The sequence below is a fragment of the Bradyrhizobium sp. CCGB20 genome (genome assembly GCF_024199855.1).
GTDB lineage: Bacteria > Pseudomonadota > Alphaproteobacteria > Rhizobiales > Xanthobacteraceae > Bradyrhizobium.
In genome coordinates, this window is record NZ_JANADN010000001.1 from 4,759,834 (window position 1) to 4,783,939 (window position 24,106).

Annotated in this window: 22 protein-coding genes and 1 tRNA gene; 13 read left to right on the forward strand and 10 right to left on the reverse strand. The window is 65.3% G+C overall.

The genetic code is table 11. From position 1 onward, the window contains the following. Positions 1-24: 24 nt before the first annotated feature. Positions 25-393: a hypothetical protein gene (locus tag NLM15_RS22030; RefSeq protein ID WP_254119343.1), complete on the forward strand. Its 369-nt coding sequence runs from the start codon at positions 25-27 to the stop codon at positions 391-393. A gap of 145 nt (positions 394-538) precedes the next feature. Continuing rightward, a tRNA-Asn gene (locus tag NLM15_RS22035) sits at positions 539-613 on the forward strand. 151 nt (positions 614-764) lie between these two features. Here NLM15_RS22035 and NLM15_RS22040 read toward each other — a convergent pair. Then, positions 765-1,757: a helix-turn-helix domain-containing protein gene (locus NLM15_RS22040; protein ID WP_254119345.1), complete on the reverse strand. Its 993-nt coding sequence runs from the start codon at positions 1,755-1,757 to the stop codon at positions 765-767. A 598-nt stretch (positions 1,758-2,355) separates the two neighbouring features. Here NLM15_RS22040 and NLM15_RS22045 point away from each other — a divergent pair. The 5 genes from NLM15_RS22045 to NLM15_RS22065 all read left to right on the forward strand — a co-directional run bounded on the left by NLM15_RS22045 (position 2,356) and on the right by NLM15_RS22065 (position 9,012). Then, entirely contained in the window at positions 2,356-2,535 is a 180-nt protein-coding gene (locus NLM15_RS22045; RefSeq protein ID WP_254124317.1) for a hypothetical protein, read from the forward strand. 142 nt (positions 2,536-2,677) lie between these two features. Continuing rightward, positions 2,678-3,340 (forward strand): protein-L-isoaspartate O-methyltransferase, encoded by a 663-nt coding sequence (locus NLM15_RS22050; protein ID WP_254119348.1) that lies wholly within the window; start codon positions 2,678-2,680, stop codon positions 3,338-3,340. A gap of 204 nt (positions 3,341-3,544) precedes the next feature. Beyond that, positions 3,545-4,936 carry a TolC family outer membrane protein gene (locus NLM15_RS22055; RefSeq protein WP_254119350.1) on the forward strand — a complete coding sequence of 464 codons (1,392 nt, stop codon included), beginning with the start codon at positions 3,545-3,547 and terminating at the stop codon, positions 4,934-4,936. A 305-nt stretch (positions 4,937-5,241) separates the two neighbouring features. Next, positions 5,242-6,006 (forward strand): PopZ family protein, encoded by a 765-nt coding sequence (locus NLM15_RS22060; protein WP_254119352.1) that lies wholly within the window; start codon positions 5,242-5,244, stop codon positions 6,004-6,006. A gap of 129 nt (positions 6,007-6,135) precedes the next feature. After that, positions 6,136-9,012 (forward strand): valine--tRNA ligase, encoded by a 2,877-nt coding sequence (locus NLM15_RS22065; protein ID WP_254119354.1) that lies wholly within the window; start codon positions 6,136-6,138, stop codon positions 9,010-9,012. A gap of 110 nt (positions 9,013-9,122) precedes the next feature. On the opposite strand, the gene NLM15_RS22070 is transcribed toward NLM15_RS22065, so the two are convergent. After that, entirely contained in the window at positions 9,123-9,725 is a 603-nt protein-coding gene (locus NLM15_RS22070; RefSeq protein ID WP_254119356.1) for a DNA-3-methyladenine glycosylase, read from the reverse strand. Between the two features lie 130 nt (positions 9,726-9,855). On the opposite strand from NLM15_RS22070, the gene lipA reads away from it, so the two are divergent. Together lipA and NLM15_RS22080 are read left to right on the forward strand one after the other, a co-directional pair. Then, entirely contained in the window at positions 9,856-10,812 is a 957-nt protein-coding gene (gene lipA, locus NLM15_RS22075; protein WP_254119358.1) for a lipoyl synthase, read from the forward strand. Positions 10,813-10,818: 6 nt separating this feature from the next. Continuing rightward, complete coding sequence (locus NLM15_RS22080) at positions 10,819-11,301, forward strand: type II toxin-antitoxin system RatA family toxin (RefSeq protein ID WP_254119360.1); 483 nt, start codon at positions 10,819-10,821, stop codon at positions 11,299-11,301. 120 nt (positions 11,302-11,421) lie between these two features. Here the strand turns inward: NLM15_RS22080 and NLM15_RS22085 are convergent, their stop codons facing one another. From NLM15_RS22085 to NLM15_RS22110, 6 genes are read right to left on the reverse strand one after another with little or no spacing between them, the layout of a single operon-like run. Further along, entirely contained in the window at positions 11,422-12,237 is an 816-nt protein-coding gene (locus NLM15_RS22085; RefSeq protein ID WP_254119362.1) for a cytochrome c, read from the reverse strand. Beyond that, the gene (locus tag NLM15_RS22090) at positions 12,237-13,859 is read right to left on the reverse strand and encodes a b(o/a)3-type cytochrome-c oxidase subunit 1 (RefSeq protein WP_254119364.1); all 1,623 of its coding nucleotides are present in this window, start codon (positions 13,857-13,859) and stop codon (positions 12,237-12,239) included. Before NLM15_RS22090 ends, NLM15_RS22085 begins: the two co-directional genes overlap by 1 nt. Next, positions 13,846-14,409: a cytochrome C oxidase subunit II gene (locus NLM15_RS22095; protein WP_254119365.1), complete on the reverse strand. Its 564-nt coding sequence runs from the start codon at positions 14,407-14,409 to the stop codon at positions 13,846-13,848. Before NLM15_RS22095 ends, NLM15_RS22090 begins: the two co-directional genes overlap by 14 nt. Continuing rightward, positions 14,406-14,582 (reverse strand): hypothetical protein, encoded by a 177-nt coding sequence (locus tag NLM15_RS22100; RefSeq protein ID WP_254119367.1) that lies wholly within the window; start codon positions 14,580-14,582, stop codon positions 14,406-14,408. Before NLM15_RS22100 ends, NLM15_RS22095 begins: the two co-directional genes overlap by 4 nt. Before the next feature lie 19 nt (positions 14,583-14,601). Further along, entirely contained in the window at positions 14,602-15,837 is a 1,236-nt protein-coding gene (locus NLM15_RS22105) for a cytochrome c (RefSeq protein WP_254119369.1), read from the reverse strand. A gap of 11 nt (positions 15,838-15,848) precedes the next feature. Beyond that, positions 15,849-16,556: a c-type cytochrome gene (locus NLM15_RS22110; protein ID WP_254119371.1), complete on the reverse strand. Its 708-nt coding sequence runs from the start codon at positions 16,554-16,556 to the stop codon at positions 15,849-15,851. Between the two features lie 966 nt (positions 16,557-17,522). Here NLM15_RS22110 and NLM15_RS22115 point away from each other — a divergent pair. Further along, positions 17,523-18,296: a mechanosensitive ion channel family protein gene (locus NLM15_RS22115; protein ID WP_254119373.1), complete on the forward strand. Its 774-nt coding sequence runs from the start codon at positions 17,523-17,525 to the stop codon at positions 18,294-18,296. 42 nt (positions 18,297-18,338) lie between these two features. Here the strand turns inward: NLM15_RS22115 and NLM15_RS22120 are convergent, their stop codons facing one another. Together NLM15_RS22120 and NLM15_RS22125 are read right to left on the reverse strand one after the other, a co-directional pair. Further along, the gene (locus NLM15_RS22120; protein WP_254119375.1) at positions 18,339-18,950 is read right to left on the reverse strand and encodes a CinA family protein; all 612 of its coding nucleotides are present in this window, start codon (positions 18,948-18,950) and stop codon (positions 18,339-18,341) included. 4 nt (positions 18,951-18,954) lie between these two features. After that, positions 18,955-20,136: a bifunctional 2-C-methyl-D-erythritol 4-phosphate cytidylyltransferase/2-C-methyl-D-erythritol 2,4-cyclodiphosphate synthase gene (locus tag NLM15_RS22125; RefSeq protein WP_254119377.1), complete on the reverse strand. Its 1,182-nt coding sequence runs from the start codon at positions 20,134-20,136 to the stop codon at positions 18,955-18,957. A gap of 282 nt (positions 20,137-20,418) precedes the next feature. Between NLM15_RS22125 and dusB the strand changes: the two genes are divergently transcribed. From dusB to ntrC, 3 genes are read left to right on the forward strand one after another with little or no spacing between them, the layout of a single operon-like run. Beyond that, positions 20,419-21,420 carry a tRNA dihydrouridine synthase DusB gene (gene dusB, locus NLM15_RS22130; protein ID WP_254124319.1) on the forward strand — a complete coding sequence of 334 codons (1,002 nt, stop codon included), beginning with the start codon at positions 20,419-20,421 and terminating at the stop codon, positions 21,418-21,420. Further along, a complete protein-coding gene (locus tag NLM15_RS22135; RefSeq protein WP_254119379.1) occupies positions 21,417-22,586 on the forward strand; it encodes a nitrogen regulation protein NR(II) in 1,170 nt (389 codons plus the stop codon). The genes dusB and NLM15_RS22135 overlap by 4 nt, the downstream gene beginning before the upstream one ends. Positions 22,587-22,595: 9 nt before the next feature. Continuing rightward, the gene (gene ntrC, locus NLM15_RS22140) at positions 22,596-24,038 is read left to right on the forward strand and encodes a nitrogen regulation protein NR(I) (RefSeq protein ID WP_254119381.1); all 1,443 of its coding nucleotides are present in this window, start codon (positions 22,596-22,598) and stop codon (positions 24,036-24,038) included. The last annotated feature ends 68 nt before the right edge of the window (positions 24,039-24,106 follow it).

The following is a 24,106-nucleotide window of genomic DNA, read 5'->3' on the forward strand; positions in this document are numbered from 1 at the left end:
CAGTTTCGATCCGGAGACTTTTGCATGAAGTATTTTCTGTCTGGACTGATCGCGATCGGACTTGCGATCGCCGCCGCACCGTCGTTCGCGGCCGACGCCCGCAACGTCACCGTCGTCAACGAGACCGGCTATGCCATCAAGTTCCTGGGCTTCAATGCGCCGGACGATGGCCTGGACGAATGGGACAACGAGCTCGAGAAGGTGTTGCAGAACCAGGCCAGCACCTATGTCGAGTTCGAGGAGGATGACGAGGGATGCGTCTGGAACATCCGCGTCGACTGGCAGAACTATGACGAGGCCGTGCTCTGGAAGAACGTCAATCTCTGCAAGATGACCGCACTTCGGCTGCGCTACGACCCCGGCACCAAGACCACCTCGTTCGTCGCCGAGTAACGCGACCTGACTTGACTGACTTGGCCCGGAGGAGGGGCCGCCCGAGGCCCTTCCTTCACGCTTTGTGCAAGATAGCGAATTCGTCCTTTGCAAGCGCAAGCGGCTTTGTTATACGCAGCCCGCGCGAACGACTGGTTCGCCCTTTTCCTCGGTAGCTCAGCGGTAGAGCATCCGACTGTTAATCGGATGGTCGCTGGTTCGAATCCAGCCCGGGGAGCCAAAATCCAAATAAATTCAATGGTCTAAATGCGTTGCGCGACGCAGCGGTGATCATGGCTGCCCCTCGGGGGCGTTCGCCCGGCTGTTCTGTCGCCTGGAGAATGGGAATCGGCCGGGCCGTAGCCAGCGCCCAGCGCCGCCGCACCAGACGCTTATAGTTCAGGCTCGGGGGCTTGGACCCTCAGGCGAGGACCGGCTCCTACTGCCAGGGTCTGCGACGGACGCTCCCCGAACATCGCAAGGTAATACTGCGAGAATCGCCCGAGCTCGTAGAAGCCCTGCTGCATGGCGACAGCGGCCACGGTCGTCGAGCCCGGCACGCTCTCATGCAGAATGGAATGAACGGCGCACAGGCGCTTGTGCCTGAGGAAGCTGACCGGGCCCAAACCGAACACCTCTTGAAATGCGCGATGCAGGGTGCGGCGCGACACCCCGAGGGCGGCGCAGATCTCCGACACATGCACCGGGCGCGTGCCGGTATCTTCGAGATACTCCTCGACCCGGCGGATCAGCCGCCTTGCCGAAGGCAGCCAGCCGGTGTCGTCAGGCGGCTGAGACGACATGACATTGGCCGCCATGCACTCCACGATCGATCGCGTCCAGAAGTCGGCGGTCGACGGTGTCAGGCCGGCCTTGTAGGTACGCAGATGCGACATGATCCGGACCAGGCGACGTGAGGCGATGGCGCCGCTATCGAGGTCTGCCCGGAAATGTCCGCGGCTGCGCCAGGTTTCGGGGTCGCTCAACCTCGGTTCGCCGCCGAACAGCGAGGCCACGTCGTTGAGGTCGAAGCGCATGGCCGCGTAAGCGGATGCGCCGAAGAAGACGCCGTCATGCTCGAGCAGCGGCGGAATCACGAGCACATCGTTGAGGCCCATGTCGAAAGACCAGTGAGTGACGCGCTCTTCGGCCGCGAGCAGCATCCCGATGATCAGCTTGTCGTCGCTGGAGACGCGCTGCGTGCGCATGCCGACGTTGAACGTGCCGATGCTGAGGGAGAAATCGCCGATGCCGACATGGGACAGCGTTCCGCGCAGCCGCCCGCGGCCGAGTTGCATCACGTCGACATGCGAGCCGTGGACGGCCTGCTGAAGACCTTCGAAGCCGTCGAGCTTACGCGAATCAACCAGGAGGAATTGCCCCATGGCCGTACCTTGTTACTCAAGCGCGACAATTCTGCGGCAGGCGGCAGCAAATACTACCACAACGCGAGAGGTCGGAGTGACGATCTGAGCTCGCGTCCTTGGTCAAATCATCTTCGAATTTAACGCAAAGTATGCGCCAAACAGCGCTCCGGATCGAGGAATTCGCGATATGAGGCAATTAGTCTCGCCAGCTGCTCTCGTGCACTGGCGCAAGCTGCACACCACAGGAATTCAATCCTCAGATACCGTTTGCAACCTAAGCGTTATCAGCGGCAATCGCTCTACGGATCCGCAGGCGGTATGTCGTTGCCGCGTGCTCAAAGGATGTGTACCGCCCGCCCGGCTGCTCCGTTCCGATGCTCGCCTAAAGAGGAAAGGAGATAATTTCAGCCAATTTCAAGATCTTACCCCCACGTTCTAACGTTGTTCTCGACACGGCTTCAGGCAACACCTCAACAGTGATCCGGCTGCTTCCGGTGCAGAATCGCGTTCAAGCAGTTGTGTGCGTGTGGGCGCAGTCGCGTCATGAGGGGGACGCCAATTCGACTCAATTCAAATCGAGCTTAGCGGGAGCCGGTTTTTTATGGAGCTGATTCCCATGCCAGACATCCAGGTCGACCGCTTCCGTATGGCCCCCTCGATTCTGCCGGCAGACGTTCCCGAGCTCAGCGATGATGAATGCCTGGCTTGCCTCGCGCGCGCCGTCGAGGAGCACGATTCGGCGCGGCTCGACGAAGTCGCCGCGCTGATCGGCCGCCTCGCGGTGACGATCGAATAGCTCATCGACCACTTTGATGCCGTGAGTTGCGCAGCCCGGGTCTGGCGCCCGGGCCCACGGACGTGTTGCGTTTTCGCGGAGCCTGTTCCAAAGATGCCGCCAACTTTCGTCCGCGGCATCGTCCGCATTGCAGGGTCCGCAAATGTCCGGTTTCTCGACCGCGCGCCTAAAAATGGTCGATGGCCAGGTGCGCACCAATGACGTCACCGATCGCCGTGTTCTCGACGCCATGCTCACGGTTCCGCGCGAGGCGTTCGTGCCGGTTGCCAGGCAGGCACTGGCCTATCTCGACCTCGATCTCGACGTGAGCGAGGGCGGCGCTAGGCGTTTCCTGATCAAGCCGCAGCTGACCGGCAAGCTGCTTCAGGCCGCCGAAATCGGCGAGGGCGACAACGTGCTGGTGGTCGGCTGCGCCACGGGCTACCTCGCTGCGCTGGCGGCCAAGCTCGCCGGTCAGGTCACCGCGACGGACTGTGATTCGGCCCTGGCCGCGAAAGCCAAGGATGCTTGCGCCAGCCTCGGGCTCGCCAACGTCACTTGCAAGGCAGCGGCCTGCGCCGACGGGGACCCTTCTGCGGCTCCCTATGACGTCATTATCCTCAACGGCGCCGTCGAGGTGACGCCCGAGGCGCTGCTCGGGCAGCTCAAGGAGGGCGGGCGACTCGTGGGGGTGTCTGCCGAATCCAGGCCGCCCCGGGCCATGATCGTGACCCATACCCACGGTGAATTCGGCCATCGGGCGCTGTTCGATGCCGCAGCTCCGGTGCTTCCCGGGCTGGAACGGGCCGCCGCTTTCGTCTTCTGACCGCGCAAAGCCCGTTAAAATCCCGTTCTGAATCAGAAGTGTGGCCCGGATGCTGCAGCTGAAGAGTTTCCGCTGGGAACTGCCCAAGGGTAGTTCCGTCGCGCCCATTGGCGTCCTATGTTGCTGAGGGGCAACGACTCCACTCGGTAGACGGTAACCCAGCTCGCGGGCACGAGCCGGGCGTTAGATGAACGGAATTTTTGGATGCATGGGGTGAAGCTGTTCACCGGAGCTGCAGTTTCGGTCCTGCTGCTGGCGCTTGCCGGGCCGACGCCTGCCTTGGCGGACACCATCGAGGCCGCGCTGGTGCGCGCCTATCAGAACAATCCGCAGCTCAACGCGCAGCGCGCCCAGGTGCGCTCGACCGACGAGAACGTGCCGCAGGCCTTGTCGGGCTATCGTCCCCGGGTCGCGCTGTCGGCGAACGGCGGCTATCAATATCAGGATACGCTGAGCCAACCGGGGCCGAACAACGCACCGATCAACGGGCCCTCCGTGCCGCGTAGCGTCGGCGTGACCGTTTCTCAAACGCTCTACAACGGCAACATCACCGCCAACAGGACGCGCGCTGCGGAGAGCCAGGTCTCCGGATCCCGCGAAGCGCTGCGCAGCCTCGATCAAAGTGTGCTGCTCCAGGGCGCCACGACCTATATGGACTATCTGCGCGATTCCGCCACTCTCGAAGTCCAGCGCAGCAACGTGCGCGTGCTCGAGCAGACGCTGAAGCAGACGCGTGATCGCTTCAACGTCGGCGAAGTGACGCGCACCGACGTTGCTCAATCGGAAGCGCAGTTGGCTGCCGGCAAGACCCAGGCGCTCACGGCCGAAGCGAACCTCACCACGACGCGCGCGAACTTCCGCCGCATCATCGGCAACGAGCCCACGAATCTTGCGCCGGGCTCGCCGGTCGATCGCTTCCTGCCTCCCTCACTCGCCGCGGCAGTCGAGCTCGGCCTGGTCGAGCATCCCAACGTCACGGCCGCGATGTTCGGCATCGACGTCAATTTCTTGCAGGTCAAGGTCGCCGAAGGGGCGCTGCTGCCGACGATCTCATTGCAGGTTGCCGCCACGCAGGGGAACGAACAGTCCTTGATCCAATACAGGGCCTTCAACGCTTCCGCGATCGCGCAGGCCAACTGGCAGCTCTACGATGGTGGCAATTCATACTCGCTGATCCGCCAGTCCAAGGAAAACCTGGCGCAGCAGCGTCTCAACCTCGAAACGACCCGCGACCAGACCCGCGCGACGGTCGTGCAGTGGTGGGGTTCGTTACAGGCCGGCAAGGCGCAGGTGCAGTCCGCGCAGGCACAGGTCACGGCGTCCGAGATCGCGCTGAACGGCGTGCGTGAGGAAGCCAAGGCCGGTCAGCGCACCACGCTCGACGTGCTCAACGCACAGCAGGCACTGGTCAATGCGCGCGTCGCACTGGTCACCGCCCAGCACGATCGCGTGGTCGCGTCCTATCAGGTCCTGGCCGCCGTCGGCCGTCTGTCGCCGCAGGTCCTCGGCCTTGCGACCACGGTTTACGATGCGAGCGTTCACTACCATCAAGTCCGCGACAGCTGGGCCGGCGTGCGCACGCCTGACGGACGCTAAAGTCCCGTAGTCATCCGGTCGGCATCGCAAACAGCGGAAGCCGACCGGTGCTTTGCTTGCAATCATCAAAATCCCTGACATAGCCTTGCCAAGAAGATGCGGGTCGATTCGCCCTGCACTTGATGTCGTATGCGTAAAGCTTGAGTGCCGAGGGCAGGGGCGCACCGCCGCACGTTGAGCCGTGAACTGGGGACAAGTCGGGCTGCCGCGACGAAAATGTCGGGGCGTCCGTCCGGAACCGGCCAATCCTGTCGTGCTTGGTGTAAAACAACGCATGCGAGGGCGTTGATGATGTGGAGTCGGAGATGACGCAGCCTGCAAAGGTCACAGAACCCTCGATGGAGGAGATTCTGGCCTCGATCCGGCGCATCATTGCTGACGACGAGGCCAAGCCGCCGCCGGCAGAAGCTGCCAAGCCCGCGCCCGCCGCAGCTGCGCCGAAGCCGCAAGCGATGAACGACAGTCCGCCTTCCAAGGTCGCACCCGCAAAACCTGCCGCCGAAAAACCGGCACCACCGCCGGCCGCAAAGCCCGCAGCGGCGCCGCCGCCCGCGCCTGCGGCGGATGCTGGACCGAACAGCCAGGACGATATCGACGCGCTGCTGGCTGGGCTCGACTCCGCTACGCCTGCGCCCGAGGTCCGGGCTCCAGAGCCGGAGCCCGAGCCCGACGTGCTCGAATTGACCGACGAGATGGCGATGGATCCGGAGCCGACGCCGCCTCCACCGCCGCCGAGCTTCCGCAAGGTCGAGCCGCGCGACGATCTGGAATTCGCCGAATCGCCGCCGCCGCGCCCGACTCCGTCACCGTCCTATGCGCCGGTGGACTTCGATGCGCCGCCGCTACCGCCCCAACAGCCGATGCTGGCGCAATCGACGGTCTCGGCGGTCGAATCCGCCTTCAACTCCCTGGCCCACACGGTGCTCAGCAGCAATGCGCGGACGCTGGAGGATCTGGTCAAGGAGATGCTGCGTCCGATGCTGAAATCCTGGCTCGACGACAATTTGCCGGGCCTCGTTGAACGCATCGTGAAGGCCGAAATCGAGCGGGTCTCGCGCGGCGGCAGGTAGAACCCCAGCCGGAGCCCTCATTAAGCCCCGCTTGGGCGGGATGCTCGGCGTTCCGGCCGGGCCGGGAAGCCCGTCCGCCGCCGGGCTTTCCCGTTGACTTGCCCCCCGTGCGCGGCTTTCTAGCAGCCCATGATCGAGAAAAATTACCAGCCCGCCGATATCGAAGCCCGCATGTCCGTCGTGTGGGAGGACAGCCTTGCGTTCAAGGCCGGCCGCCCCGACCGCCGCGACGCTGTGCCCTTTACCATCGTGATCCCGCCGCCGAACGTGACGGGCTCGCTGCACATGGGCCACGCCCTCAACAACACGCTGCAGGACATCCTGTGCCGGTTCGAACGCATGCGCGGCCGCGATGTGCTGTGGCAGCCCGGCACCGACCATGCCGGCATCGCCACCCAGATGGTCGTCGAGCGGCAGCTGATGGAGCGCCAGCAGCCCGGCCGCCGCGAGATGGGCCGCGAGAAGTTTCTGGAGCGGGTCTGGCAGTGGAAGGCCGAGAGCGGCGACACCATCATCAACCAGCTCAAGCGCCTCGGCGCCTCCTGCGACTGGTCGCGCGAACGCTTCACCATGGACGAGGGCCTGTCCAAGGCCGTCATCAAGGTGTTCGTCGAGCTCCATCGCGACGGCCTGATCTACAAGGACAAGCGGCTGGTGAACTGGGACACCAAGTTGCTGACCGCGATCTCCGACCTCGAAGTGCAGCAAACCGAGGTCAAGGGTCACCTCTGGTATCTGCGCTATCCGATCGAGAGTAAGATTTTCAGCCCCGAGGATCCCTCGAGCTTCATCGTCGTCGCCACCACGCGGCCCGAGACCATGCTCGGCGATACCGGCGTTGCCGTGCATCCCGATGACGAGCGCTATCGGAAGCTGGTCGGCAAGAACGTGATCCTGCCGCTGGTCGGCCGTAAGATTAAGATCGTCGCCGACGAATATTCCGATCCGGAGAAGGGCTCGGGCGCGGTGAAGGTGACGCCGGCGCACGACTTCAACGATTTCGAGGTCGGCAATCGCCATGGCCTGCGCCGCATCAGCGTGCTCGACAGGGAAGGCTGTCTCGATCTCCTCGACAACGAGGATTACCTGCGTGACCTGCCGGAAGGCGCCTCGCAGTTTGCCGAGGAGTTCAACAAGGTCGACCGCTTCGCCGCGCGCAAGCGCCTCGTCGAGCGGTTGGAATCCTTCGGATTCGTCGAGCGGATCGAGCCGCACACCAACATGGTGCCGCATGGCGATCGCTCCGGCACCGTGATCGAGCCGTATCTGACCGACCAGTGGTACGTCGACGCTAAGACGATGGCCAAGCCCGCGATCGCGGCGGTGCGGTCGGGCGAAACGACGTTCGTGCCGAAGAATTGGGAAAAGACCTATTTCGAGTGGATGGAGAACATCCAGCCCTGGTGCATCTCGCGCCAGCTGTGGTGGGGTCATCAGATCCCGGCCTGGTACGGTCCTGACGGCAAGGTATTCGTCGCCGAGACCGAGGAGGAGGCCGTCAGCCACGCGCTCGGCTATTACGTCGAGCAGGAGGTCATCACGGCCGAGCAGGGCCGCGAGATGGCGCTCGACCGCAACAAGCGCGAAGGCTTCATCACCCGCGACGAGGACGTGCTCGACACCTGGTTCTCCTCGGCGCTGTGGCCGTTCTCGACGCTCGGCTGGCCCGAAGACGCGCCCGAGGTGCAGCGCTATTACCCGACCAACGCACTGGTGACCGGCTTCGACATCATCTTCTTCTGGGTCGCCCGGATGATGATGATGGGCATGCACTTCATGAAGGAGGTGCCGTTCTCGACGATCTACATCCACGCCCTCGTCCGCGACGAGAAGGGCGCCAAGATGTCGAAGTCGAAGGGCAACGTCATCGATCCCCTCAACCTGATCGACGAATACGGCGCGGACGCGCTGCGCTTCACGCTCGCCGCGATGGCGGCGCAGGGACGCGACATCAAGCTCGCCACCAGCCGCGTCGAGGGCTACCGCAACTTCGCGACAAAGCTCTGGAATGCCTCGCGCTTCGCGGAGATGAACCATTGCGCCGTGCCCGACGGTTTCGAGCCGGCGAAGGCCAAGGAGACGCTGAACCGCTGGATCGCGCATGAGAGCGCGCACACCACGCGCGAGGTGACCGAAGCGATCGAAGCCTATCGCTTCAACGATGCGGCAGGCGCCATCTATCGCTTCGTCTGGAACGTCTATTGCGACTGGTATGTCGAGCTCGCAAAGCCCGTGCTGCTCGGTCCGGACGGCCCCGCCAAGGACGAGACCCGCGCCATGATCGCCTGGGCGCGCGACGAGATCCTGAAGCTGCTGCATCCCTTCATGCCCTTCATCACCGAAGAGTTGTGGGAGGTCACGGCCAAGCGCGAGGGCCTGCTCGCGCTGGCGCAATGGCCGCTGAAGCCGGCCGCGCCGACACCGGAGCAGCTCGCGATGCTCGCTGCGGCGGCCGGGCCGACCGATCCGCTGATCTCGCCGGCACTGATCATGCCGATCTTCGACCATGCCGACTTCACCGATCCCAAGGCGGAAGCCGAGATCGGCTGGGTGATCGACCTCGTGACGCAGATCCGCTCGGTGCGCGCCGAGATGAACATCGCGCCGGCAACGCTGACGGCGCTGGTGCTCGCGGGCGCCTCGGCCGAGACCAAGGAACGCGCGCCGCGCTGGACCGAAATCATCAAGCGCATGGCACGGCTGTCCGACATCTCGTTCGCCGATCGCGCGCCTGACGGCGCGGTCCAGCTCCTGGTGCGCGGCGAGGTGGCCGCACTGCCGCTGAAGGGCGTGATCGACGTGGCTGCCGAGCGCACTCGCCTCGACAAGGAGATCGGCAAGGCCGACGCCGACATCAAGCGCGCCGAGTCGAAGCTCGCGAACGAGAAATTCGTCGCCAATGCGGCCGAAGAGGTCGTGGAGGAGGAGCGCGAAAAGCGTGAGGCGGCGCTGGCTCGCAAGGCCAAGCTGCTCGAGGCGCTGGAGCGGCTGAAGCAGGCGTCGTGATCTCGCTGTCATTCCGGAGCGACGCGCAGCATCGAACTGACGTGCGCAATTGCGCAGGTCAGAATCTCGAGATTCCGGGTCTGGTCCTTCGGACCATCTCGGAATGACGATCACTTCGGAAACGGCTTGCTCAGGAACTTCGAGCCCTTGACGCCATAGCGCCAGGGCAGCTCGACCGCCTTGGTGATGCCGATCCGGATTCCGGCCGCCACCTCCACGTCCTCCGTCCGCGCATGCAGCGCGATCGGAGGCCGGTCCAGCGGCAGGGTGTTGTGCGCGATGGTGATGCCGAGCGCTTCGGTGAGCTTGCCCGGGCCCGAGCACAGCGCGTGAAGGTCCTGGAGATGGCGGCGACGGCGCATTGCGGCGATGCCGTGGGTCGGCTCCAGCGCGCGGATCAGCACGGCGCTCGCCGAGCCTGCCTCCTCGCAGACGAAGTTCACGCACCAATGGATGCCGTAGGAGCGGTAGACGTAGGCGTAGCCGGGCGGGCCGAACATGATCTGGTTCCGCGGCGTCGGGCCGTTGTAGGAGTGCGCCGCAGGCTCGGTATGATGATAGGCCTCGACCTCGACGATGATCCCGCCGACGCCGTCCACGAGCATGGTGGCGCCGATCAGGTCGGGCGCGACCTCGCGAACGTCGCGGTCGAAAAAGGACCGCTTCAGCGCCTTGCCGAGCCGCGGTGTGGAGGCGTTCGAGACTGGAGCCATTCGAGGTGAGAATCGCCTGAGAACTGAGCAGGATATTGCCCATATCTGCCATGTTCCCTGAAGCGGCGCGAGCCGGGTTGCGGCAGGCAGCCAGACCGACTAGGTAGGACCTGAACAGACCGGACAGCCCATGGTCGTTATTGTCGACACTATCTCGAACCCGTTGCGCCCGCGTCACCCCGAAAAGGTGAATCGCCCCGACTCCGCTTCGCCGCCGAAGCCGGACTGGATTCGCGTGCGCGCGCCCAATACCCGCGGCTATGCCGACACCCGCAACATCGTGCGTGCCAACGGCCTGCACACGGTGTGCGAGGAGGCGGGCTGCCCGAACATCGGCGAGTGCTGGGACAAAAAGCACGCGACCTTCATGATCATGGGTGACACCTGCACCCGCGCCTGCGCCTTCTGCAACGTCAAGACCGGCCTGCCCAATGCGCTGGATGCGGCCGAGCCGCAGAACGTCGCCGAGGCCGTCGCCAAGCTGGGGCTGGCCCACGTCGTCATCACCTCCGTCGACCGCGACGATCTCGCTGATGGCGGCGCCGAGCATTTTGCCCAGACCATCCGTGCGATCCGGGCTGCGTGCCCCTCGACCACGATCGAGATCCTGACGCCGGACTTCCTGCGCAAGGAGGGGGCGCTCGAGGTCGTGGTCGCGGCGCGGCCCGACGTGTTCAACCACAATCTCGAGACCGTGCCGTCGCGCTATCTCACGGTGCGGCCCGGCGCGCGCTATTTCCACTCGATCCGGCTGTTGCAACGGGTCAAGGAGCTCGATCCCACCATCTTCACCAAGTCCGGCATCATGGTCGGCCTCGGCGAAGAGCGCCACGAGGTGCAGCAGGTGATGGACGATCTGCGCTCGGCCGAGGTCGACTTCCTGACCATCGGGCAATATCTCCAGCCGACCCGCAAGCACCACGCCGTGATGCGCTACGTGCCGCCGGACGAGTTCTCGTCCTACGAGAAGGTCGCCTACACCAAGGGATTCCTGATGGTGTCGGCGAGCCCGCTCACCCGCTCGTCGCATCATGCCGGCGAGGATTTTGCGAGACTGAAGGCCGCGCGGGCAGCTAGCGCCCGCTGAACCGCCATGCCCAAATTTTCCAGCAAGCGCCGTGTCAATCACAGCGCATCCGAGATGTTTGATCTGGTCGCCGACGTCGAGCGCTACCCGGAGTTCGTGCCGCTGTGCAGCGCGCTCAAGGTCCGTCAGCGCATGGCGAAACCCGACGGCACCGAGGTGCTGGTCGCGGACATGACGGTGTCGTTCAAGCTGGTCAAGGAGTCCTTCACCAGCCGCGTGACGCTCGACCGCGCCAATCTGAAGATCCTGGTCGAATATCTGCAAGGTCCCTTCAGTAATCTCGAAAATCGCTGGACGTTCGAGCCCAAGGGCCAACAGGAGGGCGAGCGCGTCTGCGACGTCGGTTTCTTCCTCGCCTACGAGTTCAGGAGCCGCATGCTGGCGATGCTGATGGGCTCGATGTTCGACGCCGCGTTCGCGCGGTTCTCCATTGCGTTCGAGAAGCGGGCGGATGCGATCTACGGCCGGCCGAAGCTGGCGTCGTCGTAGGCTCCCTCCGCCGTCATTGCGAGAAGCACTTGCGACGAAGCAATACAGACTGCTTCCGCGGAAAGAGTCTAGATTGCTTCGCTGCGCTCGCAATGACGAAGAGGAGTCGGGCGTGCCCCCTCAATCCACCGCCTTCACCACATCCGGCGGCTGCGAGGCGTAGTACGCTGCCGCCTGCTCGATCTCCTGCGGCGTCATCGCGCGCGCGATGTTGCGCATCTGCTGGCTGATGTCGTTGCGCCGCTCGCCGGACGCGAAGGCCTGGAGCTGGGCCTTCATGTAGGCCTCGGACTGGCCCTCGAGCCACGGACTGCCGGTCTTGTTGTCGAGGCTGCCATGGCAGGAGCCGCAGGGCGCGATCCCGCGCATCGGCGCGCCGTAGATGACGATGTTAGGCTTCGGCAGCTGCGGCGTCGGGTGATAGGCCGGAAGCCGCGGCAGATAGGCGTAATAGTTCGAGAGATCGGTGATCTCCTGATCCGTCAGATTGACGGCGAAAGGCGACATCACGGCGTTGCTGCGCGCGCCGGTGCGGAAATCGTGCAGCTCCTTGTAGATCACGGCGGCATACTGGCCGGCGAGATTGGGCGAGTCTGCGCGGCTGACGCCGGTCGGCCCGTGGCAGATCGCGCAACGCTGCGCCAGCGTCGCGCCACGGCCGATCGCCTCCTGGCTCGGACGTGACAGCGTGTTCGACGTGAGCACGACCCCGGACAGGCGCTTGCTCTGCTCGGGCGCCGTGACGCTTGCCGCGCGTTGCGGCACGCCGGCGGCGCTGCAGATCGCATCCCAGACATTGGCGAACTGCACCCAGGGCTGCGCGAAGGGCAGCACGATGAAGCCGACAATCGTGGTCACGATCAGGATCGCAGCGGTGATGCCGACGCCGACGGTGAAATGGCGGTTGCTGAAGGTGAAGAGGTCGCGGGCGCTCATCACTGCGCTCCCACATAGACGGCCGGCACCGAGGTGCCTTCGGTCCGCGCCAGCGTCAGGATCGGGTAGCCGTAGTTGGTGAGCGTAAGCGCGATCATCAGCGCCACCCACAGTGCGTGTGTGTTGAGCGCGACCGGCACGGTCGCCGGCTGGTGCACGGCCAGTGCAAAGCGGTACGGGCCGGCGTCAACCTGGGGCGCACGCATGCCGCGCGCCAGGACGACGATGAACATGATGCCCGATGCCAGCAGGATGAAGCCGCCGATCGCAGAGAAAGTGACCGAGAGCGCCTGCGGCGCGATCGCGGGATCGCCGAAGTCGAAATAGGCCATGCGGCGCGGCATGCCGAGAATGCCGACCCAGTGCCACGGGAAGGTCGTGACGATCATGCCGACGAACCACAGCCAGAGCTGGGTGCGGATCAGGCGGACATCGATCAGCTCGCGCCCGGTCAGATGCGGCCACAGGTCGTAGGCGATCGCAAAATACATGATCACGATGGCGCCGCCGAAGATCAGGTGGAAATGGCCGGTGATCCACTGCGTGTTGTGGATCGACGCATCGAGCTGGTAGCTCATGTTGATGAGCCCGCCGGCGCCGCCGAAGCCGAGCATGACGAACGAAAACGCCAGCGCCAGCATCATCGGATTGTCCCAGGGCAGGGCCCTGACCCAGCCGAACACCCCGCGGCCGCCGCGCAGGCGCGCCGCGATCTCGACGGACGCGCAGATCGTGAACACGGTGAGCAGCGTCGGCAGCGCGACCAGCGCCGTGAAGGCCGAGTGGATGAACTTGAAGCCGGCGCCGACCTGCGGGTCGGCAAAGGTGTGGTGCATGCCGATCGGCATCGCCACCACCAGGAACAGGATGAAGGAGATCCGCGCCATTGTGTCGGAAAAGACCCGGCCGCCGATCGCGCGCGGCACGATGGTGTAATAGGCGATGTAGGTCGGCATCAGCCAGAAATAGACGATGGCATGCAGCGTCCAGGAGAAGAACACGCGGGCGAGGCCGGCATCGATGGTGGCCTTCAGGCCAGCCGCAACCGGAATGATCTGCAGCAAGAGCTCGAGCGCGGCGCCAACCGCGGTCCAGGCCCACAGATACGAGCCCGCGACATTGGCGAACATGGCGAGTGGCACCGGCGCGCCGGGATGGGCCTTGCGCCAGACGCGCAGATTGATCGACATCAACGCGACCCAGATCCAGGAGCCGACCACGACCAGCACGACGCCGAGGTAGTAGAAGACGTTGCCGATCAGCGGCGGATAGAACGTATAGAGCACCGAGGCACGGCCGAGCGCGACCGGGACCATCGCCATGATCGCGCCGACCACGATCAGCCAGAACCCGGCCCAAGCCCAGCGGACGCCCACCAGTCGCTGCTCCAGCGCGGACTCGCTGATGGCGTAGCCGAAGCCCATCGCGACCAGCGTCGGGAAGACGTAGCCCATCACCGTGCCGTGCGCGGTCAGCGAACGGTAATAGAGCTCGGGATTGGACAGCCAGGTCCCGATCGGGCTGCGGATGAACATCTGCCAGGCGCCGAGCGTGAGCGCGACGCCGAATACGGCGAAGGCCAGCCAGAAATGGGCGAGGATGAGCTTCCTATTCGCCAACACAGCTCAGCCTCCCGCCACCCTTCGCACGGTTTGCGAATTCGGTCTTGTCGATCACCTTGACCTTGCCCCACATGCCCTCATGGCCGAAGGAGCAAAACTCCTGGCAGGGCATCAGATAGTCGCCGGTCTTCGTGAAGCGCATGAGCTGCTCGGAGATGTAGCCCGGTACCAGCATGGTGTTGATATTGGTGCCCTGGACCAGGATGCCGTGCACGACGTCGGCGCTGGTAGCGCGCAGCGTGATCGGCGTGTCAGCGGGCACCACGATGCAGGCCGGCGTGAAGGAATATTGCTGGCCGATCGCGCGCACCGTCACATTGCCGTTGGCCTCCAGCACACTGCCGAGATTGCTCTCGACGAACTCGCCGGACAGATGCAGCCGCGAAGGGTCGGTGGTCTCGACGCGCGGCTGCGGCATGGTCGCGCGATGAATCCCGGCGAAGGCCGCGAGCAGCGCCATCATCACGATGATGATCACGGCGATGGTGGCCCAGCGCCGCTCGACGCGGGCGGCGACCTCGGCGCTACCATGGGTTTGCTCAGCGCTCATTGCAGCGACCCGCGCGGCAGGAAGACGAACAGATAGAACGCAAGCCACATCGCGACCACGCAGGCCGTGGCGATGCCGGCGACCACGATCGCACCTGATGGTCCCGCGGCAACGACTTCCTCGATGGCCTGGTCGGCGGCGGCTGGGCTGGTCGGCGGATCGGAATTGAACATGATGGACCTTTGGCGGATCTCAGTTCAGCGGAGCGGAGCGCAGCTCGTTGGCCTCGCGCGCCGAGACCGGCGTGCCGCGATTGCCCCAGGCGGTGCGGATGTAGGAGACGACGGCGGCGACCTCGTTGTCGGAGAGGAGGCCGGCGAAGGGCGGCATGCCGTAGGGCATCGGGTTACCCTTGGTGCCCGGCGGATAGCCGCCGTTGAGCACCATGCGGATCGGATTGACCGCCGACTGCATCTCGATCGACTGGTTGTTGGCGAGCGGCGGCCAGTGCGGCGGCTTGCCTTCCCCCTGGAGGCCGTGACAGCTCGCGCAGTTCTTGTCGTAGACGGTCTTGCCGAGGCTGATCAGCAGGCTGCTCTCGGTCGTCGGCAGCGCAGAGCTCGGCGGCGGCGAAGGCGAGGGCTCCGCGATGCCCTTGAGGTACACCGCCATCGCACGGGTGTCCTCGTCGTTGAGATATTGCAGGCTGTTGTGCACGACCTCGGCCATAGGACCGTAAACGACGCCGCGCATTGAGACGCCGGTCTGGAGCAGGTCGGTGATGTCCTTGATGCTCCAGTCGCCGAGGCCAGCCTCGCGATTGGAGGTGAGCGAGGGCGCGTACCAGTTCTGCATCGGGATCAGGCCGCCCTTGAAGGCGTCCGATTGCGAGGTGCCGCCGAGCGCGTTGATCGGCGAATGGCACATGCTGCAATGGCCGAGGCCCTCAACCAGATAAGCGCCGCGATTCCATTCCGCCGACTTGCCCGGATCCGGCTTGAATTCGCCCTCGCGGAAGTACAGCGTGCGCCAACCCAGGATGAGCTGACGGTTGTCATAGGGGAAGCGCAGCTCGTGCGGCTTGTTCTTCTGGTTCACCGGCGCGATCGAGCGCAGATAGGCAAAGATCGCGTCGGTGTCGGCGCGCGTGACCTTGGTGTAGGACGCAAACGGCATCGCCGGATAGATCAGCCCGCCGTCGGGAAAGCGGCCGCTATGCATGGTCTTGTAGAAGTCGTCGGCGCTCCACTTTCCGATCCCGGTATCAGGGTCCGGCGTGATGTTGGAGGTGTAGAGCGTGCCGAACGGGGTCGGCATGGCGCGGCCGCCGGCGAACAGGCGGCCTTCCGGCGCGGTGTGGCAGGCGGTGCAATCGCCGGCACGGGCAAGATATTCGCCGCGCGCGATGATGTCGCTCTTGTCCTGCGCCTGCGCTGCCGTGGTGAGCGCGGCGAGAGCGAGAAGCGTGATCGACAGTTTCGAGCCCATCATCCGCCTCGTCAGTTGGGCTGGCTGCCGCAGCCGAAAGGCAGCGCATAGGTGCCTTTCGGCACGGGGGCCGGGTTGGCGGGCGCGGGCCGCGTCGCGAGCCAGGCCGCAACGGCGGTCACATCGGCTTCCGTCAGATGGCCTGCGACCAACTGCATGCAGTCGGGCGATTTGGCGGTGCGCGTGCCATAGCGCCAGGCGCCGAGCTGCGCGCTGACGTAAGCGGCGCGCAAGCCCAGCAGGCCGGGGATGCCGGGCTGCATGCCCGTGAGTCCCGGGCCATGACAGCTCACGCACGCCGGTATGTTGCGGCCGGCATCACCGCTGGTCGCGAGCAGCTCGCCCTGCGCCAGGACCTCCTTGCTGACCTCGCTCGGCGCGGGCGGCGGCAGCGGCGGATGCTCGCTGGCGAAATATTCGGCCATCGCTTCCAGATACGGATCAGGCAGGAACTCCAGCAGATAATTCATCGGCGGGTATTTGCGCCGGCCGCTGCGGAAGGCGAGGAGCTGGTTGTAGAGATAGCCGGCCGGCTTGCCGGCAAGGCGCGGGAAATAGACGTCGCTGGTGCCTTCGCCCTTGTTGCCGTGACAGGGCGTGCACGCCTCCACCCGCGCCGCCATCGTATCCGGCGGCTGGTTGGCCGTTTGGGCGGCCGCACCATCAATGGCGGCCAAGGTAGCAATGGCGATTGCCAGTGCAGCGTCGCGAGCGAACACGCCGTCGCCCTCCAGAAAGCGGACCGGGTTGATTCCCGGTCACAACGTAGAGCCGCATTATTGCGCCAGTATAGTCGCACGCAAGATGAGAAGGGAATGACGACGTTTGGTCGCGCTCTCGCACTGCGCATAATGGTCAATTTCGACAAGTTTTGCGTGCTTTTTGAAAAGCAAACATGGGCGTGCAGTCTCGCGACGAATCTCGCCCGAGCTTTGCTTCATGGCGCCGCCCTCAGGTGTCAGAGGGCGCAGGGAAGACCGGGTGCCGGCTGGCACCCGCGGTCCACTGTGCGTTAAGATGCGCTGGAAGAAGTTGCACAGCGGCATACAGGTGAAGCCACAACAACCGGCCTTCCCTGCGCAGTGGTTTTACGGCTTATGCCGAGCTCTCCCCGGGGAGCGATGCACTATTGCCCCCGTCGCCTTGCGGATGATCGATGTGCGCACCCGGTCGGGCCGCCGCATCACCGCAAAGGCTTGACGCACAGACCCCGGGCGTCAGGACGACACGGTTTTGCCGTACGCGAAAGCTGCACCGGTCGTGTGCGCGCGGTGATCGCTCACGGTTTCCCGCCCTGCGATAGCCTTCGCGCCGGTGCTGCCTGCGTCCACCACCACCCATCCCGCGCTTCATGACGATCGCGATGCGCCCCTCTGACCGGGATGAGGTGGCGCGACAATGCGACAAAGCCGAATTTCTGTAAAGACGAATATTTTCGCGGGCGCGGATTGACCCGGCGGCTGGGTGTTTTGCCCGTCGGGTAACACAAGAGTTCGTAGGGTGGATTAGCCGAAGGCGTAATCCACCATGTCTGCAGCCGCGGAAGCAGAAGAGGTGGATTACGCTTCGCTCATCCACCCTGCGGCACCCTTCGCGTGGAATGCATGCAGGTTCCCGATCGTTCTGCGCCGGGATCATTTCGCGCCGCCGCGAGTTTGCAACGGATTGTCCGCGTGGGAGGCCTCATGACCGTCAATTTCGACACGCTGAAAGCGTCGCTGGTCCTGTATGGGCTGAACGCGGTCTACGCGATCCTGCTGCTGGCGATCGGCTGGTATCTGTCCGGCGCAATGCAGCGTTTCGTCACGCGCGTGTTGAACGTCGGGCACCGGATCGATCCGCTCGTGACCTTGTTCGTGTCCAGCGTCACGCGCTACGGCGTGCTGGCGGTGGTCGGCATCGCCGTGCTTCAGCTGTTCGGCATCCAGACCGCAAGCCTCGTCGCCGTGCTGGGCGCGACGTCACTCGCCATTGGTCTGGCGTTACAGGGCACGCTGTCCAATCTCGCCGCCGGCGTCATGCTGCTGCTGTTCCGCCCCTTCCACATCGGCGACGACGTCGAGGTCGGAGGCAAGGCGGGGAAGGTCAAGTCGTTGTCGCTGTTCATGACCGAGCTGGTCGCGCCCGACAACACCCAGATCCTGTTGCCGAACGGGCAGGTGTGGGGCGCGGCCATCATCAATCACAGCGCCTATCCCGGCACCGGCGAGGTCAAGGTGACGTTTCCGGTCAGGGCCGGATCGGTCAACGCGCTGGCTGCCCAGATCCTGCGGGAGCTGCGTGAGGATCCTCGCGTCGACGATCGCGCCGCGCCGTCGGTCAATGTGTCGAAGGTGATTGCAGCCGATCCCGCAGCCCCCGTCGTGGAATTGACCGTGAGCGCGAAGGTGAAGCCGTCCGACGCCGACGCGGTCAAGCAGCGCGTGCTCGATCACGCCAGCGCGCTGCTGGCGGCGTGAGACGTCCCATCGGCATGCGCAGCTTCGTAGCCCGGAGGGACTTCACCCTCGCGGCGAGCGCGGCGATCTGCGCTTCACCGCGTGCCTGCGCGGCGAGCGGGTCACGCGGGGACGCAGGCGTGTTGCTGCGGTGGCGCGGCGCGGCTTGGTCTGGGCCTGCGGGCCGCGAGCAAGATCCATCAGCATGCGCAGCGCCTCGACCACCGAGCGCTGGCGCACGGCGGTGCGGCCGATCGCGCCGAAGCGATGCTCACGGTGGATGATGCGGCCGTCGCGCGCGGCGGCGGCGAAATGCACGAGGCCGACGGGCTTGCCGGGCGTGGCGCCGCCGGGGCCGGCGATGCCGGTGATGGCAACCGCGAGATCGACGCCAGCGCGCTCCAGCGCACCGACTGCCATCGCGGTCGCGGTCTCCTTGCTGACGGCGCCGAAATTGGTCAGCGTCCCGGCCTCGACCCCCAGCATCGCGCGCTTGGCGTCGTTGGAATAGGTGACGAAGCCGCGGTCAATGACATCAGAGGAGCCGGGGATGTCGGTCAGCGCGCCGGCCACGAGGCCGCCGGTGCAGGACTCCGCGGTCGCGATCGTCAGCTTGCGCCCCCGGCACAGATCGAGCAGCGAGCGGGAGAGGGCGCGTGCGTCGCTGCCGCCCATGATCCTACACGCTCCAGGGCAGGCGGATGGTGGCGCTCGCGGTGGCCGCGATGCCTTCCTCGCGGCCGGTGAAGCCGAGCCGCTCGCTGGTCGTCGCCTTCACCGCGACGCGGGAGATGTCGACCCCGGAGATCTCGGCGATGCGGGCGCGCATGGTATCTCGCAGCGGGCCGATCTTCGGCCGCTCGCAGATCATCGTCACCTCGAGATTGGCGATACGGCCGCCGCGCTGGGTGACGCGCTCGATGGCGTATTTCAGGAACTGGTCGGAGGAGGCGCCCTTCCATTTCGCATCGCTCGGCGGGAAGTGCGAACCGATGTCGCCATCGGCGAGCGCGCCGAGGATGGCGTCGACCAGCGCATGCAGACCGACATCGCCGTCGGAATGCGCGAGGAAACCCTTCGTGTGCGGCACGCGCACGCCGCAGATCATGAGGTGGTCGCCTTCGCCGAAGGCGTGCACGTCATAGCCCGTGCCGGTCCTGATGTCGCCGAGCAGGCTGGCGAGGCGCGCTTCCTCGCGCACGAAGTCTTCGGGAGTGGTGAGCTTCATATTGGCAACATCGCCTTCAAAGGTTGCAACCGTCAATCCCGCCCATTCGGCAATCGCGGCATCGTCGGTGAAATCGCTGCGCCCGTCCTTTGCCGCGCGACGATGCGCCTCGAGGATGACGTCGAAACGAAAGGATTGCGGCGTCTGCGCGATTCGCAAGGAGGCCCGGTCCGGCGTGTCCTCCACATTCCCGCCCTCGCCGGCGACCTTGATCGTGTCGGTAACGGGGACGACGGGGAGCGCGGCGCCGGTGCGGCTTGCCGCATCGATCGCGCGGGAGATCACGCCTTCCGAGACGAAGGGGCGCGCGGCGTCGTGGATCAGCACGATGTCCGGCTTGTGCCTGGCGAGAGCTTCCAATCCGGCGAGCACCGAGGCCTGTCGGGTGGCGCCGCCATTGGTCGGCGGCTCGTGCTTCAGGCCTGCGACCGCTGCCGTGAACATGGCGCTGTCGTCGGGGTTCACCACGGGCTGTACGGCAAACACGTCGGGGTGGCGGCTGAAGGCTTCCATGGCGCGATAGATCACGGGCACGCCGCCGATCTCGCGATATTGCTTGGGACCACCGGCGCCTGCCCGCAGGCCGCGTCCGGCCGCGACAAGGACGACTGCGGTGCGCTGTGATTTCGCCATAGGACTCAAATACTCAGTTGGTGATGGAGAGAGTCGGGGAGAGGGGTGATTGCCGCATGCCTCTAGCACGGCAGGCCCGCAAAAAAAGGGGGTTTCCCCGGATTGTGGGAAACAGCATTTTGCTGCACTGCACTTGAAAGATTTGCAGAACTGTCTAAACTGTAGGCATGACGCTTGACTGCACAAGAATTGTGCGCAAGATAGGTCATGGCAGGCGCGATGAGGCCCTGCCTACGCAACGAGACCCCTGTGACCGGCTCGGCAGTATCAGGCTCTAAGCCGTTGAAAATAGGCGATATCGAAGTCGCCGCCCCGGTCTTCCTGGCGCCGATGTCGGGGGTAACCGACTCGCCCGTCCGCCGGCTTGCCGCCGAGCTCGGCGCCGGTCTGGTCGTGTCCGAAATGACCGCCAGCGATGAACTCGCGAATGGCCACAGGATGTCGCGGTTGCGCTGCGAAGCGACCGGGATCGGTCCACACGTGGTCCAGCTCGCCGGCTGCGAGGCACACTGGATGGCGGAGGGCGCCCGGATCGCCGAGGCGGAGGGCGCCGACATCATCGACATCAACATGGGCTGTCCGGCCCGGCACGTCACCGGCGGCCAGTCCGGCTCGGCCCTGATGCGCGACCTCGACCATGCCGTCAGCCTGATTGACGCGACGATCGCGGCGGTGAAGGTTCCGGTGACGCTGAAGATGCGGCTCGGCTGGGACGACCGTAGCCGCAACGCGCCGGAGCTGGCGCGCCGCGCGGAAGCTGCCGGCATCAAGCTCGTCACGGTCCATGGCCGCACCCGCTGCCAGTTCTACAAGGGCGAGGCCGATTGGGACGCGATCCGCGCCGTGCGCGAAGCCATCTCCATTCCGCTCGTCGTCAACGGCGACATCACCACTTACGAGAAGGCGCTCGCCGCGCTGGAGGCCTCCGGCGCCGATGCCGTGATGATCGGCCGCGGCGCGCAGGGCCAGCCCTGGCTGCCCGGCGAGATCGGCCGGCGCCTCAAGGGCGGAGCGGCTGAAGCCACGCCGTCGCTCGCAACGCAGCTGCACTATGTCCGCACGCTCTATGAGGGCGTCTGCGCGCTCTACGGCCTGCGTATCGGCCTCAGGCATGCGCGCAAACATCTGGGCTGGGCGCTCGACGTCGCGGCCGATGCGAGCGGGGCGCCATTCGAGAAGCTGAAGGGGTGGCGCCAGAAGATCCTCACCTCCGAGGATCCGGGCCTGGTCCACCAGTCGCTGCAAGACGCATTCGACGACTTCGCATGGAGCGCTGCTGCATGAGCTCAGCCGCTGAACACCGCCGGCCGGCCGACAGCGATGCGATTCTGGATGCGCTGCCCAATCCCGTGCTCATGATCGGACCGGACGGCAAGATCGTCGCCGCCAACATCGCAACCGAGGCCTTCTTCGATATCTCGACCCAGTTCCTGAAGCGGCAGTCGCTGAAAGAGCTGGTGCCGTTCGGCAGCCCCTTGCTGGCGCTGATCGACCAGGTGCGTTCGTCGAACTCGCCGGTCAACGAATACAAGGTCGATCTCGGCACGCCGCGCATGGGCGGCGACCGTCAGGTCGATCTGCACGTCGCCCCGCTGACGGAGCGGCCCGGCCATATCGTCGTGATGCTGCAGGAGCGCTCCATCGCCGACAAGATGGACCGCCAGCTCACCCATCGCAGCGCCGCGCGCTCGGTGATCGCGCTGGCCGCGATGCTGGCCCATGAGATCAAGAATCCGCTGTCCGGAATCCGCGGCGCGGCGCAGCTGCTCGAGCAGCAGGCCTCGTCCGAGGACCGCATGCTGACGCGGCTGATCTGCGACGAGGCCGACCGGATCGTGACGCTGGTCGACCGCATGGAGGTGTTCGGCGACGAACGCCCCGTGGTGCGCGGCCCGGTCAACATCCATTCCGTGCTCGATCACGTGAAGCGGCTGGCACAGTCGGGCTTTGCCCGCAACATCCGCTTCATCGAGGATTACGATCCTTCGCTGCCCCCGGTGCTCGCGAACCAGGATCAGCTCGTCCAGGTGTTCCTCAACCTCGTGAAGAACGCCGCCGAAGCGCTGATCGACGTTCCCGACGCCGAGATCCAGCTCACCACCGCGTTCCGTCCCGGCGTGCGCCTGTCAGTCCCCGGTCAAAAATCCCGTGTATCCCTGCCGCTCGAATTCTGCGTGAAGGACAACGGACCAGGCGTGCCGGACGATCTTCTGCCCAACCTGTTCGATCCCTTCGTGACCACCAAGCAGACCGGCTCGGGTCTGGGCCTCGCGCTGGTCGCAAAGATCATCGGGGATCACGGGGGCATCATCGAATGCGAGTCTCAGCCGCGCAAGACCACCTTCCGCGTGCTGATGCCGATGTATTCCACATCGGTCAAACATGCCGATCAAAGCAGCCGCGACGGCTCTGCCGGGAAGTCGTCGTCTGCGTCACAGGGGGCGAAATGAGGATTAACGATGCCCGCAGGTAGCATTCTCGTTGCTGATGACGACACCGCCATCCGCACGGTTCTCAATCAGGCACTATCCCGCGCCGGCTATGAGGTCAGGCTTACCGGCAATGCCGCAACGCTGTGGCGCTGGGTCAGCCAGGGGGAGGGCGATCTCGTCATCACCGACGTGGTGATGCCCGACGAGAACGCCTTCGACCTGCTGCCGCGGATCAAGAAGATGCGGCCGAATTTGCCCGTCATCGTGATGAGCGCGCAGAACACGTTCATGACCGCCATCCGCGCGTCCGAGCGGGGCGCGTATGAATATCTGCCAAAACCCTTCGATCTGAAGGAGCTGATCGCCATCGTCGGCCGTGCGCTGGCCGAGCCGAAGGAGCGGGTCTCGACGCCGGACGAGGACGCCGAGATGGAGGCGATCCCGCTGGTCGGCCGCTCGCCGGCGATGCAGGAAATCTACCGCGTGCTGGCGCGCCTGATGCAGACCGACCTCACCGTGATGATCACGGGCGAGTCCGGCACCGGCAAGGAACTGGTGGCGCGCGCGCTGCACGATTACGGCAAGCGCCGCAACGGCCCGTTCGTCGCGGTCAACATGGCGGCGATCCCGCGTGACCTCATCGAGTCCGAGCTGTTCGGCCATGAGCGCGGTGCCTTCACCGGCGCCAACACCCGCGCCTCCGGCCGGTTCGAGCAGGCCGAGGGCGGCACGCTGTTCCTCGACGAGATCGGCGACATGCCGATGGAGGCACAGACCCGCCTGCTGCGCGTGCTCCAGCAGGGCGAATACACCACCGTCGGCGGCCGCACCCCGATCAAGACCGACGTGCGGATCGTCGCGGCCTCCAACAAGGACCTGCGCGTCCTGATCCAGCAGGGCCTATTCCGCGAAGACCTGTTCTTCCGCCTCAACGTCGTGCCGCTGCGGCTGCCCCCCTTGCGCGAGCGCATCGAGGATCTGCCGGACCTCGTGCGACACTTCTTCACGCTGGCCGAGAAGGACGGCCTGCCGCCGAAGAAGCTGGACGCGCTGGCGCTGGAGCGGATGAAGCAGCACCGTTGGCCCGGCAACGTGCGCGAGCTCGAGAACCTCGCGCGGCGCCTCGCCGCGCTCTATCCGCAGGACGTGATCACGGGCTCCGTCATCGACGGCGAGCTCGCGCCGCCCACGGTCAGCCCCGGCGCCGCAGTCCCGCAGGGCGTCGACAATCTCGGCGGCGCCGTAGAGGCGTATCTGTCCTCGCACTTCCAGGGCTTTCCGAACGGCGTGCCGCCGCCGGGCCTTTATCACCGCATCCTCAAGGAGATCGAGGTGCCGCTGCTCACGGCCGCGCTTGCCGCGACCCGCGGCAACCAGATCCGCGCCGCCGACCTGCTCGGCCTCAACCGCAACACGCTGCGGAAGAAGATCCGGGATCTCGATATCCAGGTCTATCGGAGCGGGGGCTAGTCTTCCCGAACGGACGGTGGCTCAGCTCCCCCTACCAAAGCGGAGCTGAGCCTGTCCGGATCGCGTTG